This is a genomic window from Rheinheimera sp. EpRS3 (assembly GCF_001513785.1).
GTDB lineage: Bacteria > Pseudomonadota > Gammaproteobacteria > Enterobacterales > Alteromonadaceae > Alishewanella.
This window is the reverse complement of sequence record NZ_LNQS01000007.1, coordinates 245,967-264,127: the sequence shown is the minus strand read 5'-3', so window position 1 is coordinate 264,127 and position 18,161 is coordinate 245,967. Positions and strand designations below refer to the sequence as shown.

The 18,161-nt window shown below is 46.8% G+C and carries 9 protein-coding genes; all 9 read right to left on the bottom strand.

Going from position 1 to position 18,161, the window contains the following annotated elements; genetic code table 11:
* Positions 1 to 51 precede the first annotated feature (51 nt).
* The 9 genes from AR688_RS08455 to AR688_RS08415 all read right to left on the bottom strand — a co-directional run bounded on the left by AR688_RS08455 (position 52) and on the right by AR688_RS08415 (position 18,102).
* Entirely contained in the window at positions 52 to 4,890 is a 4,839-nt protein-coding gene (locus tag AR688_RS08455) for an NAD-glutamate dehydrogenase (RefSeq protein WP_068231960.1), read from the bottom strand.
* Positions 4,891 to 5,111: 221 nt separating this feature from the next.
* Complete coding sequence (locus AR688_RS08450; RefSeq protein ID WP_068231950.1) at positions 5,112 to 7,433, bottom strand: efflux RND transporter permease subunit; 2,322 nt, start codon at positions 7,431 to 7,433, stop codon at positions 5,112 to 5,114.
* A gap of 1 nt (position 7,434) precedes the next feature.
* A complete protein-coding gene (locus AR688_RS08445; protein ID WP_156420258.1) occupies positions 7,435 to 8,469 on the bottom strand; it encodes a WD40/YVTN/BNR-like repeat-containing protein in 1,035 nt (344 codons plus the stop codon).
* A gap of 80 nt (positions 8,470 to 8,549) precedes the next feature.
* Positions 8,550 to 9,911, bottom strand: a complete 1,362-nt coding sequence (locus tag AR688_RS08440) for a DUF1329 domain-containing protein (RefSeq protein WP_068231947.1) — start codon at positions 9,909 to 9,911, stop codon at positions 8,550 to 8,552.
* A 16-nt stretch (positions 9,912 to 9,927) separates the two neighbouring features.
* On the bottom strand, positions 9,928 to 12,018 hold the full coding sequence (locus tag AR688_RS08435; RefSeq protein WP_068231944.1) for a DUF1302 domain-containing protein: 2,091 nt from the start codon (positions 12,016 to 12,018) through the stop codon (positions 9,928 to 9,930).
* A gap of 318 nt (positions 12,019 to 12,336) precedes the next feature.
* Entirely contained in the window at positions 12,337 to 12,558 is a 222-nt protein-coding gene (locus AR688_RS08430) for a DUF2835 family protein (RefSeq protein WP_197412172.1), read from the bottom strand.
* Entirely contained in the window at positions 12,558 to 15,143 is a 2,586-nt protein-coding gene (pepN, locus tag AR688_RS08425) for an aminopeptidase N (protein WP_068231936.1), read from the bottom strand. Before pepN ends, AR688_RS08430 begins: the two co-directional genes overlap by 1 nt.
* 80 nt (positions 15,144 to 15,223) lie before the next feature.
* Positions 15,224 to 16,690, bottom strand: coding sequence for a Na+/H+ antiporter NhaC (gene nhaC, locus AR688_RS08420; protein ID WP_068231934.1), 1,467 nt, complete (start codon positions 16,688 to 16,690; stop codon positions 15,224 to 15,226).
* Between the two features lie 80 nt (positions 16,691 to 16,770).
* Positions 16,771 to 18,102 carry a sodium-dependent transporter gene (locus AR688_RS08415; RefSeq protein ID WP_068231932.1) on the bottom strand — a complete coding sequence of 444 codons (1,332 nt, stop codon included), beginning with the start codon at positions 18,100 to 18,102 and terminating at the stop codon, positions 16,771 to 16,773.
* Between the last annotated feature and the right edge of the window lie 59 nt (positions 18,103 to 18,161).

Below are 18,161 nucleotides of genomic sequence, written 5' to 3'. Positions count from 1 at the left end.
AAAACAAAAAAATACCCCGGACAAGCCGGGGTATTGTAGCCACTAAGGTTATTATTTTACAGGGTCACAGTGGTGACTTAACAACATTAATTCACGTAATGCTACTGAGAACTTAGCAAACTCGTGGTTTTTCGTGGTTTTAAACTCAGCCAGCATCAAGCGCCAGCGTTCCAGTATCGCTTCATGCTCGGTCAGCCAGCTGTTAATCACCTCATCTGCGGCACAGGCTTTACCACAGCTGCGCACTACTACGGCAGATAATGCACGTTGCTGCCAGTCCAGCTCTTCACGGTAAGAAGCACGCGCCAACGCCTGCCAGTGGTTCGCCACCGGCTGATTGGTTATTTGCTCCAGGAACCAGTGCAGATCCAGTTTATCGCCCAGTTTAAAGTAGATTTCTGCTGCCATAGCCAGTGGTACTTTCTCGGCATCTACCACCTGAGCAATATCCATTACCGAGAATACCGTGCTCAGTTGTGCCAGGTATTGCGCGATATCTTCCGGTACGCCCTGCTCTGTCAGTACAGTTTGCTTTTGCTGTAACTGCTCAACTTCAGTTTGTGCCAGATAATTACTCAGTTCTTTATTCAGCTGCTGATAAGCAGGTTTGAAAAAGTCCAGTGTCTGCTGAATATCCAACGCCTTGTTGCGATGGCGCAGGAACCAGCGGGTAGCGCGGCGCATAGTACGGCGTAGCTGATGGAACAGTTTACTTTGTAGTGAAGCCGCAATAATGTTGTCCAGCTGTTCAATCTTGCGCCACATAGCCGATACATCAAACAGATCACGGGCAATAGCGTAGCACAATGTGACTTCACCAACACCGGCGCCGGTTTCTTCCAGCATACGCTGGGCAAAGTTCGGCCCCATTTCATTTACCATCATATTGGCCAGTTTAGTGGCAATAATTTCGGCTTTCAGTGGGTGTGTTTCCATCTCTGCTGCATATTTATCCTGCAGCATTTGCGGGAAAGCAGCAAACAACTGGCGCTTGAAGTAGTTGTTTTCATAGATTTCAGGCAGTACCAGGCGCTCTTTTAGCACCATCTTGCCGTAAGCTGTCAGAATAGACAGTTCTGGCCGCGTCAGGCCCTGGCCTTTTGCCATCCGATCAGCCAGCTCGTCGTCTGAGGGTAAAAACTCCAGCTCACGGTTTAACTTACCTTCTTTTTCCAGCGTATGAATAAAGCGGGTATATTCTTTTAACTGCTCAGCGCCCAGTAGCGACGACACACTGATGCTCTGTGTTTGACGGTAGCAATCTTTAATAACGATAGCGGCAACGTCATCTGTCATCTCAAACAGTATTTTGTTGCGCTGCTTAAGTGTCAGATCGCCGCCGGCAACCAGGGTGTTCAGCAAAATCTTAATGTTTACTTCGTTATCCGAGCAGGTTACGCCACCGACGTTATCAACGAAGTCGGTGTTAATCTGGCCACCATTCATGGCAAATTCAATACGGCCGCGTTGGGTACAACCTAAGTTACCGCCTTCACCGAAGATTTTTGCCTTAAGCTCTTTACCATTCACCCGCAACGGCTCTGAGCCACGATCACCTACTTCTGCATGGCTCTCGCTGGTGGCTTTAACGTAAGTACCGATACCGCCGTTCCAGATCAGATCAACCGGCATCATTAATGCCTCGCGGATCAGCTCATTCGGCGTCATGCTGGCTTTAGTCGTGCCAAGCATTTCTTTCATTTGTGCTGAAAGTTTAATGGCTTTAGCACTGCGCAGGAAAATACCACCACCGTCTGAAATCAATGACTTGTCATAGTCATCCCAGGTTGAAGTGGGCAGATTAAACATGCGGTTACGCTCTTCCCAGCTTTTTGCCGAATCCGGATTCGGATCAACAAAGATGTGCATATGGTTAAACGCTACCTGCAAGCGGATGTGTTTAGACAGCAACATACCATTACCGAATACGTCGCCGGCCATATCACCTATACCGACACAGGTAAAATCCGTGGTTTGGCAGTCAATGCCAATTTCGCGGAAGTGGCGTTTAACCGACTCCCAGCCACCGCGTGCGGTAATACCCATCTTCTTATGGTCATAACCGTTAGAGCCGCCGGAGGCAAAAGCGTCACCTAACCAGAAGTTATACTCTTCTGAAATACCATTAGAAATATCTGAGAAAGTAGCCGTGCCTTTGTCTGCTGCTACAACCAGATACGGGTCATCTTCGTCATGGCGTACCACCTCTTTTGGCGGCACTATAGCGCCTTGTACGATGTTGTCAGTAACATCCAGCAAACCACGGATAAAGGTACGGTAGCAGTCTTTGCCTTCATTGAGGAAAGCTTCACGGCCACCGGTTTCAGGCAGTTTTTTACAAACAAAACCACCTTTAGAGCCGGTGGGTACTATTACCGTGTTTTTAACCGTTTGTGCTTTTACCAGCCCCAGCACCTCAGTGCGGAAATCTTCACGTCGATCAGACCAGCGCAAACCGCCACGGGCAACCTTACCAAAGCGCAGATGCACACCTTCAACTCTGGGCGAGTACACGAAAATTTCAAACATTGGTGTTGGCAGTGGCATATCCGGAATTAAACCGGACTTAATTTTAAAAGAAATATAGGGTTTATCGTTACCCTCGGCATTCTTCTGGAAATAGTTGGTGCGCAGTATGGCTTTAATCATGTCGACAAAACGGCGAACAATGCGGTCATCATCCAGGTTAGCCACGTTTTCCAGCTGAGATGCGATCTGCTCTTCCAGTTTATCGGCCACTTTGCTGCTGGCCTTGGATTTGGGATCAAATTTGTTGTTAAACAGCTGCACCAGCAGATTAGCCAGCTCGGCATAACGGGCAAAAGTGCTTTCAACATAAGACTGGCTGAAAGTGCCGCCAATCTGACGTTTGTATTTAGCTAAGGCACGCAGTAAAGATGCCTCACGCCCGCTTAAACCTGCTCCCAGGATCAAACGGTTAAAGCCGTCGTCTTCCAGCTGGCCAGCCCATACTTTAGCAAAAGAATCCTGGAATGACTGCTGTGCGGCTTCAAAATCGGCCGGTATAGCGCAGTTAAGCTCCATAGCGAAGTTTAAAATCCAGCTTACACTGCCATCGGCACATTTAACTGCGTAGGGTGTTTCACCAATAACACGCAGGCCAAAGTTTTCCAGCATCGGCAATACATCAGATAAATGAATAGGATGATCTTTATGGAACAGGTTCAGCCGCACCGCTTTGCTATCGGCTTTTTCTTCCTGTGGCCGGTAAAACAGCATTTCCAGCTTGTGATCATCATTTAATGCTTCAAGTTTGCCAATATCAACCAGCGCGTCGTTTGGCAGCATTTCTTCTTTGTAGCTGCGCGGGAAAGCATTAACGTATTTGCCAATCAGCTCACGGCCGCGGGCTTCACCATAGACACCTAATAAGGCGCTTTCTAATTTATCTTCCCAGGTGCGGGCCGCTTCAACTAAATTACGCTCAATTTCTTTCACTTTATACTCGACATGGCTATCGTTGATCCGCACCAGATAATGGGTACGTGCCAACACAGATTCAGAGAAATAAGTTGTAAACTCAACCGGTTCTGCGCTTCCAAGCGCGCGTTGCAATATGGCCTGGGTTTCTTTACGCAGTTGGGTGTTGTAACGCTCGCGCGGCACATACACCATAGCAGTAACAAAGCGGCCAAAGCTGTCTTTGCGCATAAACAGGCGTGTCATATCACGCTCTTGCATTTGCAGCACCCCCATAGCCACATGCAGCAACTCATCTGCGGTTGCCTGAATAAGCTCATCGCGCGGATAGGTTTCCAGAATATTCAGCAGTGCCTTATAAGCGTGCGTGCCAGTGGCAAACTCAGACTTTTGCATTACGGTGGCAAGCTTGTTTTTCAGCAGAGGAATGTCTGCAGCACTGTTGTTATATAGCGAGGATGAGTACAAACCAATAAATCGGTCTTCACCAATTACCTTGCCGTCTTTATCAAATTTTTTCACACCGATGTAATCAATGTACGCCGGGCGGTGTACGCGTGACTTGTTATTAGTTTTAGTCAGAATCAACAAGCCGTTACTGATCGCTTGCTTACGGCCGGTTTCTGGCAGTTCAGACAACATCAGATCGCGCGCTGCGGAGCGGCGCATTAAACCCAGTGACGTGGCATCAATGCCACTGATTTTATAGTCACCCTTCACCGGGCCAATGGTGTATTCGCGGTAACCCAACAATGTAAAGTTATCTTTGGCCAGCCAGTTTAAAAACTCGCTGACGTCTTTAACATCATCGGCAGAAGCTTTACCGGCTTGCTTAGGCAGCGCTTTAATAACCTGTTGCAGCTTGTCCCGTGCGGGTTGCCAGTCTTGTACTGCCAGCGACACATCTTCCATTACCGAGTGCAGTTCATCGGTTAAGCTGTCAATGGCCGCTTTGCCTGTCAGGCGGTCAATTTCAATATGAAATACCGTTTGCTGGGTGCTGGCTTTAGCTTTGCTACCCAGTTTAAAGAAATCGGTGATTTGGCCTTTGCTGTCACGCTCAGTTTGCAATGGGTAGTGCAGCAGCAAGTGCGCGGCTATAGACTGGCGGTTTAATGCCATGCGTACCGAGTCCACCAAAAATGGCATGTCTTGTACCACTATTTCTACGATAGTGTGTTTAGACTCCCAGCCATGCTTGGCAATTTCCGGGTTAAAAACGCGGATCATCGACGCAGGTTCAGCATGACCGTTAAAAGTCTGCCATAAACTCAGCGCCGCGCCGTATAAATCACTGTCATTACGCCCAACTAAGTCTTCATTCGACATGTTGCCGTATAGGGTGTACGCGAATTTTTCGACCAGGCTCACCTGGTCTTTCACTTTTTGTTTAATCAGTTTGCTTACATTTTGTAGTAGAACAGAGGGTTGACCGTCTATCAGTGCCATTTTTATATCCTTTTTGCAGTCACCGCTTTAGCAGCAGGATGTACCGAACATACCGGATCGTGTCAGCTGCGCAGTGTAGTGCCAATTGTAGCGCTTTTCGAGTACTATTTGGGGCTTTTGTGCTGGTTAAACCAGTGATTTTTAAAGGCTCTGACAACTTATTCATCTACTTTAAATAGAAAATGGCCTTTCGGCCATTTTCGTGTTTATTCATGCAATAATTATTTAGTCTTATCCCGCCATAAAAACGCAGCCAGTGCTGGCAACACCAAAATGGCACCAAGCATATTAACAATAAACATAAATGTCAGCAAAATACCCATATCTACCTGAAACTTCAGTGCCGAAAATACCCAGGTGCTTACGCCGATGGCTAAGGTGATACCGGTAAATAACACCGCACTGCCGCGCTCTTTTAAGGCTTCAAAGTAGGCCTGGCGCACTGGCATACCGTCGCGCAGCATCTGTGTCATATTCGACAGGATATAGATGCCGTAATCAACACCGATACCAACCCCCAGCGCAATCACCGGTAATGTTGACACTGTTAAGCCTATCTGTAGTTTTGTCATTAATGCAGTAGCCAGCACAGACACCACATACAAGGGTAAGATCACTGAAATAGTGGCGCGTAGTGAACGGAAACTCAGCAAACATAACAAAATAACCGCACCATACACATACCACATCATCGGTTGCTGGGCTTCTGAGACCGCCTCGTTAGTTGCAGCCATTACCCCTGCAGGACCAGATGCCAACATAAAGCGGGTTTGCTCGTCACCGAGCTCAGCGCCATATTTCTTAGCCGCCGATACCACCCGCTCAATCGTCTCGGCTTTATGGTCTTGTAAAAACAGAATAACCGGCATTACAGAACAATCTGCATTTAGCAGGCCTGTGCTGGTTTCAACACGGGCTGATGCCTGAACCAGACTTTGCGTATTGCGCGGCAGCGATCGCCACTTAACATTGCCCTCATTAAACGCTGCGTTAATGGTTTTAGACACTGAAGGTAATGACACCGCTGACTGCACGCCTTCAACGTTTTCCATCAACCACTGGAAGGTATCAATTTTTGCCATAATGTCGTGTTCAGTGCAAGCACTGGGAATAGTCTCTACCATGACATTTAAGTAATCGACTGAAATGGCATAACGATCCGTTATTAAAAACGTATCTTGGTTATAGCGCGAATCTTCATGCAGTGCCGGCGCGCCTGCATGTAAATCCCCAATTTTAACCTGCTGGCTTTGCAGATAACCAAATACAAACAATGCAGCAGTAATCAGCAAAATAACAGCAGCATATTTACGGGTAGCAAAAGCCGACAGCGCAAACCAGATTTTATCTGTTTTAGGTGTTGGCGCCGCAGCACGCTCTTTATAACGGTTGCTGAATTTAACAAAAGACATTAGCACCGGCAGCAAAATCAGGTTAGTCAGGATAATAACTGCCACACCTAAGCTGGCGGTAATCGCTAATTCGCGGATAACCCCAATTTCAATAATCAGCAGAGTTAAAAAACCAACGGTATCAGATAACAGCGCCACCCCACCTGGGACCAGCAATTTTCTGAAGCTGGCCTGAGCCGCTGTTTTGGCGTTCATACCGGCAGCAACCCGTTTGCCGGTAGAGTTAATCATCTGTACGCCATGGCTGACACCAATGGCAAAAACCAGAAATGGCACCAATATAGACATTGGGTCAATGCCAAACCCGAGTGCTGATAACAAGCCCATTTGCCAGACTACGGCAATCAACGAACAGGCTATAGGTAGGATGGTCAGCATTACTGAACGACAGAAAAACAGCACCATTATTGAAGTTATAGCAATGGCGATGGCAAAGAACACCAACACACCTTTGGCGCCATCAGCCACATCGCCTACCATCTTGGCAAAGCCGATAATATGCACACTGGTGCTATCGCTTTGGTATTTACTGCGGATATTTTGCTCCAGCACTGACGCAAAATTAATAGTGTCCAGCTTTTCGCCGGTATCGGGGTCAACTTCAAGCAACTGGGCAGAAATCATGGCACAGCTATAATCATCAGCCACCATACGGCCCACTACACCGGCTTTTTCGGTATTTTCTTTTACTTTGGCCAAACCTGCTGCATCGGCGACAAAATCGGCGGGGATCACTGGCCCACCGGCAAAACCGTCCTCAACAACTTCAACAAAACGGGTGCTGGGGCTAAATAACGACTTTACCTGTACCCTGTCCACGCCAGAGGTATAAACCAACTCATCGTGGGTCTGGCGTAAAGTATTAAAAAAGCCGGCATTAAAAATATTTCCGCTTTCGTCGCATAATGAAATAAGAATATTATTCGCACCGCCAAAGTCTTGAGCATGGCGCAAATAAGTTTGCATATATTCATGTTTTAACGGGATATTTTTTGTAAAAGCTGCATCCAGCTTAATGCTGGTAGCTTTAAACAGTAAAAACAGTGTTGCCAGCAAAAACGCGACAATGACCAGAGCACGATGACGAAACAACGTGTACTCAAACTTATTAACCAAACGATTTAAACTCATCTTATTTCAGTTCACTCAGGTTGACTGTTCTGACACCGGTTTCGGTTACTAATATCAGCTGATTGTGCCATACCAGACCGTTGACTATGGCTTTACCATCAGCTTGGGAGTAATCAGTAAAGCTTGTTGCACCATCATGGCTGATAAACAGCGTGCCGGCGTTACCAACCAGATAAACCGAACCGTTGTCATCGGAAAACGCGCTGTTTAAGGTGGCATTTTTACTAAGTGTGATTTGTTGCCAGTGCATACCCTGGTCCTGGCTGATAAACGCATGCCCACGCAGGCCAACCGCCAGCAGCGCCCTTTGTGGCGTGCGGGTTATATCAAACAATGAACCATTATAAAACTCGTCCAGCCGCTGCCAGTTGTCGCCCAAATTAACACTTTTTGCCGCAAAGCCTGCTTCGCCAATCATATATAACGCATCACCATCGGCATAAAGCCGGTTAAAATGCGGCAGTAAGGCTTCGGTTTCAATTTGATAACTTTCGGGGTCTGTTTCTTTCAGCTCAGCTAAATACTCACGGTCTGCTTCAAGTAGTAACTCTTCATGAAAGTGCTTATGCCAACTTTCACCACCGTCATCCGTGCGATAGAAAATACCGTAGGCGCCTACGGCTATACCTTTTTTAGCATCCGCAAAGTAAATATCAAACAGCGGCTTATCTGTTTCTGGCGAGTAATGTTGTAGCTGCCAGCTTGCACCACCGTCTGCAGTTACCAAAATAGTGGCATCATGGCCAACGGCCCAGCCCTGCTGCGGATTAATAAAATAGACGCTGTTTAAATTTGTCTGCACCGGTACTTGTGCCTGTGTCCAGCTCTGGCCATCCTGACTAAGCAGAATATGTCCGCGTTCACCCACTGCAACCAGTTTCTGTCTATCCACCTTCACAAGATCTGTCAGCAGTGCCTTGCTTGCCTGCGGCATCTGATATGCTGCCTGGGGCTCTGTTGGCTGCGCTTGCAACATAAATGGTGTAACAGCAGCTACAGCACTGGCTGCCAATAACCAGATGAATTTATTCAACATAATCTGAGCATTTACTCTATTAAACTTTCTAAATAAAAACGGTTGGCACTAAGCCAACCGTAACCGGGTATCAACTTAACTTAACGTGTACCTTCACGACGCAGTGCTGCAGGCGTAAAATCAGCATCTGTCAGGTTAACGGAGAAGTTATACATTTTATCTTCGTTATCTAGACCCAAAGCAATATAACGCCGTGAGTTAAGGTCGTGATATACCTCTAACGTACTCCAGTGCGTTGGCACTTCATAGTAGTTTAGGCCATGAGCCACAGCGACACGGTACAATTCGTTGCGGTTGTCATACAGATCCGCAACGTGAATTTGCCAGCTGTCTTCGTCAATGTAAAACACACGTTTGCCATAGACATGACGGGTACCATCTTTCAATGCGGCTTCAACCACCCAAACACGGTGCTTTTCCCAGCGCACATATTCCGGATTAACATGACCGGCCATCAATAAGTCAGCATACTTCACGTCATTACCGTGTAGTTTGTAACTATTATAAGGAATATAAAGTTCCTGTTTACCTTTCAGCTCCCAGTTATAACGATCCGGTGAGCCGTTAAACATATCAAAATCATCTGTTGTACGCAGACCATCAGACGCTGTGCCCGGCGCATCATACGCAACGTTAGGCGCCCTGCGCACACGGCGTTGGCCGGTATTGTATGTCCAGGCCTGGCGTGGTGTTTTCACCTGATCCATGGTTTCATGCACCAGCAAAGCCGTACCGGCCAGGCGTGCCGGCGATGTTACACCCTGCTTAAAGCGGAACAGTATATTTTCGGCGGTCAGTGCTTCAGCAGTTGCGGTAGGCTCTGAGTACTTGAACATAATTTGCTCATCAAAACCGATAATCGTATAGGCTCCAGCTGCAGTAGGTGCGGCCTGGCCACCATTACGGCTGGCAGCTACACCACGAAAACGCAGCAAGTGGTTCCATACTGCTTCTAAACCATTTTGTGGTATTGGAAACGGAATACCAATAGCTGCGTTAATAATGCCGTTACCACCTTCAATCAGCTCGGCTTTAGTGGCAATATTTTTTGTTGCATCATAAACATACTGCGGATAGGAAGCAGTGCGGCGTGTTTGATAAATATTCATCTTGTAGGTATCAGGATAAATTTCAAACAGTTTTATCTGGCCCGGGCTTAACAAGCTTTTATGCTGTTCCAGATTAGATTTGTCGATAGTTAATACGATCTTGTCATCGGCAAATGGATCCGGATGGTGCATACCGGCAGAATAACCAGCAGGTGCAGCAGTAATACCACCACTCCATGCTGGGATAGAACCATCGGCATTACCTGCCTTTTCTGCACCAAGCGGTGTTAAGTCATTGCCCAGTCTGGCGGCCTGCTCGGGGGTGATTTTTGCTGTAACTGAACAGCTTAATACCAGAGCAATGGCTGACGAAATTAGGGTGAGTTTCTTCATAATTAGTGCTCGTCCCTTAAATAGAGTACTTAATGTTAAAAGAGATAAAGTCACGGTCTTCTACGTTATTTGTTGTGCCCTGACCGCCCCAGAATAGGTTATATGACACCTCACCTGACCACTTACTCAGATAGTCAAAACTGACGGCATACGCAAGCGATTTACGATCTTCAACAAACAAAAATAACGGATCAGGTGTAATACCGTTAACATCATGCGAAAACACAACACGTTGCGACAGGTTTACGCCGGCAAACACGTTGTTATAATCGGCTTTGGCCAATAAACGATACCCCCAGGCAGATGCCGTTGGGAACGGGTTGGTTTCAGCACCATTTGACAAACCGGTGTGTAAACCATCTTTATTAACCAGATTGCCATTGGCATCCAGACCTAATAATGGACCACCGCTACGATCAGTATTCGGGCCATTTAAACGTAATACGCTTTCATCCGGCATATCCTGAATGCGGATACCGCCTACTTCAGCCAGCATCGACAGGTTGTCAGCACCCAACGATGGGCCGAATAAATGCGTGAACGTCATCTGAGCCTGAACAGTGTCTCTCAAGATAAAACCATTAGCTTTCTGACCCGGCTGAACCTTAACGCCAATGTCACGGCCAATTTGAGAGATACCGGCTAAATCCGGGCGTAAGCCCGCGTTAGCAAGTTGCTCTGGCATACCGGCATACAAAATTTCTACATCGTCAATTTGTAGCGGCTCATCCTGACGATAAGCCAATTCACCGGCAACAGAGGTATTGCCTAAGGTAGTGTTAAAGCTAAAACCATAAAGCTGAATATCTTCAGGATATTCAACCAGCGCTTTTGAAAACGCCGCCAGGCTGGCAATGTTGTCTTTAGTTACACCACCGTTTGCAGCCATATTTACTAACCGACCGATATCGTCAGAAACCTTTGAAAAGTCTGAAGCGATACCAGAGATAACAGGAACCCGGCTATGGTAGTTCATATAATACAGAGCAAATTCAGTGTCATTCAGGTTCGGTGCGAAATACTCGAACTTGATACCATACTCACCACCGTCTTCAGGCTCTACTTCACCGGCACTGCCATAAGGGCGCAATGTCACTTTAGTTGGGTAAGCTAAATAAGCCTGCCCAGCCTGTGTAGGGCTAAGTGCACCGCCGGCAACAGCAGAGCCCAGCGCATTAAGATTGGCCAGTACATGAGCGAGATCAATATCCGGGTTACCGGCAAAACCTAACTGCACATTTTGTAAATAACCACCTTCACCGGCAAAATCATTGGTAGAGAAATAAGTGCCCGGCACCGGCAGATAGCTGTTTACCCACTGGTACTGATAAAACAACTCTGTTGACAGATTGTCGGTTAAACCGATATTGATTGTGGCCATACCAACCGGAATGTAGGCTTCTTTTAACTCGGCACCAGGCGCTCGCGCCACACCGACATCAATAGGCGTAATATTAATACCGTGCTGGATCAGCGTACTTTCACCCCAGCTTAACACCTGCTGGCCAACTTTAACCGTGACCGGGTTCATACCGTCGTTAAAACTGAAATTACCGTAAACGTAAGCATCCAGTAAGCGGATATCGCGACAGGTTAAATCACGGGCATCTTTGTCAGCACAAGGATCAACTTTCTGGTTGGATACCGGGTTGGTGTAAGCACCGTCTTTATCCATCAGCGCAAAGTCGTAAAAATACATAAAGCGGGTAAACAGGCCGATATTGTCTTTAGTAATAGACAGTTCATGCAAACCTTTAAACAGGCTGCTAAACATATCACCATTATCATAATTCAGATTACCTGCATCACCATTACTGGAGTAAGCGCCAGGCTCCTGCCAGATTTGCGAAGGCAGATAAATATTGTTCGTTGCGGCGTTATATCCGTCCCAGTCGAAACGGGGGTGATTAACTTTACTGATCGTATCCCAATTTCTGTCTTCGGCACGCCAGCTGCCGCCGTATGAAAATGTGGAATCGAAGGTAATATTTACGTCACCCAGACTCCAGGATGCTGCATGCACCGGTGCCATTGACAAGGCAAACAGCGCTGATGCAACACCTAAGGCTAAGGGATTCTTAGCAAAGGTTATTGACCTTTTATTCATCTCGTTATCTCCCCCTGTCCCGCAGGTTTTTATAAGTGTCTTTTTAGTTATATTATCAAGCCAACTGATCAGAGCTCAGCTTACTTCATTAAAATAATTACATCATTTCAAGCTGCAAGCAAGGCTTGCTGTTACGTAAATCTGTTGATTTTTATTCAGTTTTTTTCAAAAACGGCTATGTTTTAGGCTTTTTCGCTATGCTCTGGTTTAACCTTTATAGCACCGTACAGAATAAGCAGCTATAAGCTAATGAAATTAAAGGTCAAACCAGCAGTAACTGCAAGCTATTGTTTTAATTCACCGTTTAAAGTACATACTCTAATTAATTTTTTCCAACGCCACAAAACTATCATTGTCTGCCAGTGTTAAACGAAAACGCCCGCGCAAACCGTTCATGTCGACATAACGCTGAAAATGCCTAAACTGCAGCTGAATTCGCTCGCCGTTATCTGCAGTCACCACCACATACTTTATATCTCCGCGATAGTAACCATAGCACTGTTCAGCACTGAGGCTGGCATTAAAAAAATATCTGCGCATCAATCCAGACTTCGGTTAACCTTTTCATACACATCATTGCTAATGCTGCTTTGCCCTGCTATCAGCTGCAATGCACCACGCATCAATTGCTGACGTTCAGCGTCAAATCGCCGCCAGCTTAATAAGGGGGTTATCAGCCTTGCTGCGACCTGCGGATTCAGCGGGTCAAGCCGCACTATGGTATCTGCGAGTAGTTGATATCCTTTGCCATCAATACGATGAAACTGCTGCGGATTGCGTAAACTGAAAGCCGAAAACAATGCCCGTACACGATTAGGATTTTTCCAACTGAATAACGGATGAGTCAGCATGGTCTCTATAGCATCAAACACTTGTGCAGTCGGTTGCGATGCCACCAGTGCAAAACATTTATCCATCACTAAAGCATCGTGCTGCCAGCGCCTGGCGAAGTCAGTAATTAATTGGTTAAACAACGCCGCTTGTGACTGCTGAGCTGCAGCTAAAGCTGCCATAGTGTCGGTCATATTGTCTGAATTCAAATAGTGCGTATGCAGCAGTGGCTGGTTGGCATTGAGTTGTGCCAGATAACTCAGACAGATAGCGCGCAATCTGCGCAGGCCAACATCATTATCCTGATACTGATAAGGCCCGGTGTTAAGTGCGCGATAACAGCTGCTCAATGGCTTCGCCAATTGCTCTGCCAGCAACTGTTTAAACTGATTAAGGCTGCTGAGCAGTTTATCTACCGGAATAAGCTGATACTGCTCTGCCAGCGTATCAAAATCCGGTAGAGTCAGTAATTCTGCGGTCATGGCCATATCTGTGCCGGGCTGTTCCAGCCAGTGCTGCATCAGTTTAAATAGCGCTGCGGGCAATGCTACATCACTGGCTTTTGATGCTACTTGCTGCGCTATCTTGCGGCTCCAGAACTGTTGCATTGCATCCCAGCGCGCAACGCCGTCAGTTGCCTGGCTGGCAATTAATAATAAGTCGTCATCACTGTAATGCGCTGCCAGTTTCACCGGCGCGGAAAAATGCTCCAGCCATACTACAACTGGCGCCTCTGCTATCCCCTCGAACAGATACTGTTGTTCACTTTTGCTCAGCAACAATAAATGCCGCTGTGATGCCTTGCTGCTAAAGAGCAATTCAATTTGTACTGGTATCAGCAGTGGTTGCTTTTCGCTCTGATCAGCTGTTGCCGGAGTTTGCTGCGCAAGCGACAGTACCAACTGTGAGTTAACCGCATCATAATGCTGCACAGCCTTTAGCAGCGGAGTGCCAGATTGGCTGTACCATAAACGAAACTGTGATAAATCCTGCGCTGCAACGTCTTGCATCGATTGTAAAAAATCGTCACAGGTTGCCGCCTGGCCGTCATGCCGTTGAAGGTAGAGTGTCAGGCCTTTGGCAAACGTATCGCGCCCCAGCAGGGTTTGCAGCATACGGATCACTTCGGCGCCTTTATCGTACACAGTAACAGTGTAGAAGTTGTTCATCTCCAACACTTGCTCAGGTCTTATCGGGTGCGCCATCGGGCTGGCATCTTCAGCAAACTGGGCGGTGCGTATCAGCTTAACCGCATCGATGCGACACAACGTGGCAGAGCCCATATCAGCGCTGAATTCCTGATCGCGAAAAACCGTTAAACCTTCTTTCAGGCTAAGCTGAAACCAATCACGACAGGTAACACGATTGCCGGTCCAGTTATGGAAATATTCATGGCCGATAATTGACTCAATATTAAAGTAGTCGCGATCAGTAGCACTGGCGGCATCGGCTAAAACATATTTACTGTTAAAAATGTTCAGGCCTTTGTTTTCCATGGCTCCCATGTTAAAGAAATCCACCGCGACCACCATGTAGATATCCAGATCATATTCCAGACCGTAACGCTGCTCATCCCATTGCATGGCGCGTTTTAACGACTCCAGTGCAAAACTGCCTTTGGTTATCGCACCTTTATCGACAAACAGCTGTAAACTCACCTTACGGCCGGATTGCGTAATAAACTCATCCGTCAGAACATCAAAGTCTCCGGCAACCAAGGCAAACAAATAGCAGGGTTTGGGAAAAGGGTCGTGCCACTGCACTACTCTTAAGCCTTGTTCATCGATATGCTCAGATACCTTATTACCATTAGATAACAAATACGGATAACGTTTGGCATCTGCTTTAATGGTAACTTTGTATTCTGCCAGCACATCTGGCCGATCGGGGAAATAACTGATACGGCGAAAGCCTTCTGCCTCACATTGTGTGCAGTAAGTGTCGCCAGCCATATAGAGGCCTTCAAGCGCAGTATTGTGCAGCGGTGCAATATCACAAATGATTGTCAGCTCGCACTGCTGCCCAACAGTAAATAGGGTTAAGCTTTCAGCTTCAAGCTGATAATCGGCTGCCCCCAGTAACTGGCCGTCAATTGCCACACTGATCAACGTTAGCTGCTGTCCGTCCAGTTTTAATGGCACATCAGGCTGATTGCGGTTAATTTGCAGTACGGAAGTTACCCTGGTGGCCTCTGCGTCCAGTTCAAAACACAAATCAACGTGGCTAATGTTAAAGGCAGGTGCAGTGTAATCTGCCAGGCGCTTGGCCGTGCGCGGTAAACTATTCTGAGACATAGCAGGCTTCCGGTAAAATAAACAACGATACAGCTAAGTATAATGACGAAAAAGCCTGAACAAATCAGGCTTTTTTCCGGTTAAACTTTAGCAGTTTGTGGCCTGACTGAATCAGGAGGCGTCAGGCGCAATATTTTAATACCGCAATAAGCATAAATAATAGCTAACAGCGGGTTTATAAGGTTAAAGAAGGCATAAAATGCGTAATCCAGCGGGCTAACCTGCAGCACACTGTGCATGTAGGCACCACAGGTATTCCATGGGATCAACGGGCTGGTAATAGTACCGCCGTCTTCCAGAGTGCGGGACAAATTCACTGGTGCCAGGCCACGGCGCTCATATTCCTCTTTAAACATCCGTCCTGGCATAACAATAGACATATATTGATCAGCCGTTAGTACGTTAGTTACAAAACAGGTGGCAATGGTGCTGGTAATTAATGAGCCAGTACTGCGGGCAAAAAACAAGATTGATGTAACAAATTTGCGCAGCAGGCCTATTTTCTCAATAGTGGCACCAAACATCATCGCACTGAAAACCAACCACACGGTGTTAAGCATGCTGGACATGCCACCACCGCTGAGTAGGTCGTTCAAACTGGCATTGCCGGTATCAATACTAAAACCCGCATGCAGGGTATGCCAAAGCAATTTGGTAATGCCTAAAGCAGCAGGTATATCCTGCTCAACCAGCCTGCTTAATAATTCAGATTGGAAAAACACAGCCCACAAGCCACCTAACAAGGCACCGATAAATACGGTTGGAAACGCCGGCACCTTCTTTATAGCCATAACTAACAGCACAAACAGCGGCACCAGCGATACGAAGCTGATAGAAAAGTTCTGTTGTAGCACATTGCTGATTTGATCAATCCGCATTAAATCAGAGCTGACATCAGAGTTAAAACCAATAATAGTAAACAGCAGTAACGCCAGCACAAAACTGGGAATAGTTGTCCAGAGCATATGCCTGATATGGTCAAATAAATCAGCACCGGCAACCGCTGGAGCCAGATTGGTTGTTTCACTAAGTGGCGATAATTTGTCACCAAAATATGCGCCAGACACTATGGCACCTGCAGTAATCGCCGGAGAGAGCCCCAAACCGCCGGCAACACCAATTAAAGCAACACCGATAGTGGCTGCGGTAGTCCAGGAACTACCAATACTCATTGCGACTATGCCGCATAACAAGCAGCTTGCAGCATAAAACCAGCTTGGGCTTAAAATTTGTAAACCGTAATAGATAAGCGTGGGCACGGTACCGGACAGCATCCAGGTGCCAATTAATGCTCCGACCGACAACAGGATCAGTACCGCACCTAATGACAGTGAAATACCCTTCACCATGGCCTTTTCCATCACTGACCAGCGATAGCCGTTTTTAAGACCTATAACAACCGCGACGGCTGTTGCCATAAATAAAGCGATCTGGTTAGGACCGTAAGATGAGTTATCAGCAAACAGATATACCGATGCAGACAGCAACACGATCAGCACGACCAGAGGAATGGCAGCATCGAGAAAGCTGGGTTGTTTTTCAGACATGAATTGTGGCTCCCATTGGTAAAAGGCGCCCGAAGCGCCTCCCACTTTTATTATTGTTGTAAATGTTAGTCAGCTGAAACTTACAAAGACCGGTAGAACATCACCACTATAATCAGTGGGCAGACAAACTTAACGTACCATGGCCAGATCCGCCAGAACCAGCGGTACTGCGCATGTTCGTCTGCTTTTTTCAGCTCTTGCAAAATTTCGTTACGCTTCCATACCCAACCGGCAAATATACATAGCATCAAGCCAAGTAAAGGCTGACTGTAACGGGTAGTTAATGTGATAACGAAACCAAACAAGCTGTCAAAGTTGAAAATAATAACAAGGCTGGCAGCAAAAATGATGGCAGCAACTAACCAAACAGACTTTTGCCTGGCAATTTTACGGTGCTCCACCATGTATGACACCGGAACTTCCAGCATTGAGATAGATGAAGTCAGCGCAGCGATAGACATAAGTAGAAAAAAAGCCAGTGATACCAGCAACCCAACCATACCCATGGTACTAAATAATGACGGCAACACAGTAAAGATAAGCGTATCTTCGGCCAATAACTGCCCGCTTTCACTGAAAATTTGCACACCGTTATGCAAAGCAACGTACATTGCCGGAATAATCAGCAAACCTGCTAATACCGCCACACCAATATCAACTAAAGATACCGCAGCACCTAAGCGGGGTAGGTTTTCTTTCTGGCTAACATAAGAACCATAAATCAGCATAGTGCCAACACCCAGCGACATGGAGAAAAAAGCCTGCCCCATCGCACTAATCAGCAAATCTGGGTTCAGCGCTTCTGCAAAATCAGGTAAAAGATAAACTTTCAGCCCTTCCATCGCGCCTTGCTGAGTCATTACATAGGCAAATAGCAGCACCATAATAACAAACAGGGTTGGCATCAGCCTTACAGACCAACGCTCAATCCCGTTAACAACCCCGCCACTGACAATACCAACAGTGAGAAACATAAACAGTGCACAAAAAATGATATTGCGGCTTAGCGAAAACGAAATAAGCCACTGAGCTAGACTAGTAAAGCCCCCCAGGCTAGCAAGAGCCTCCAGTGCATGGGCCAGCATCCAGCCACCGACTATGCCATAAAAAGCCAGGATTAGTGATACGGTAATCAGGCCACAGATACCCACAAAACGGCCTGACCGGCCTTTGGATATCTGCCCCAGCGCATCAACTACATTAGACTTGGTTGCACGGCCAATCAATAACTCGGCCATCAGTACCGGATAGGCCAGTAAAAAAGCCAGGATTAGATACATCAATACAAAAGCAGCACCGCCATTGCTGGCAACCTGAGAAGGAAAGCCCCATATATTACCAAGCCCAACGGCAGAGCCTGATGCCGCCAGAACAAAGCCGATCCTCGATGAAAATTCACCGCGTGCACTCATAGTTAAACCTTTATAATTATTATGTTTTTCAAATTAACAAAAGGCGGTAATTAATACCG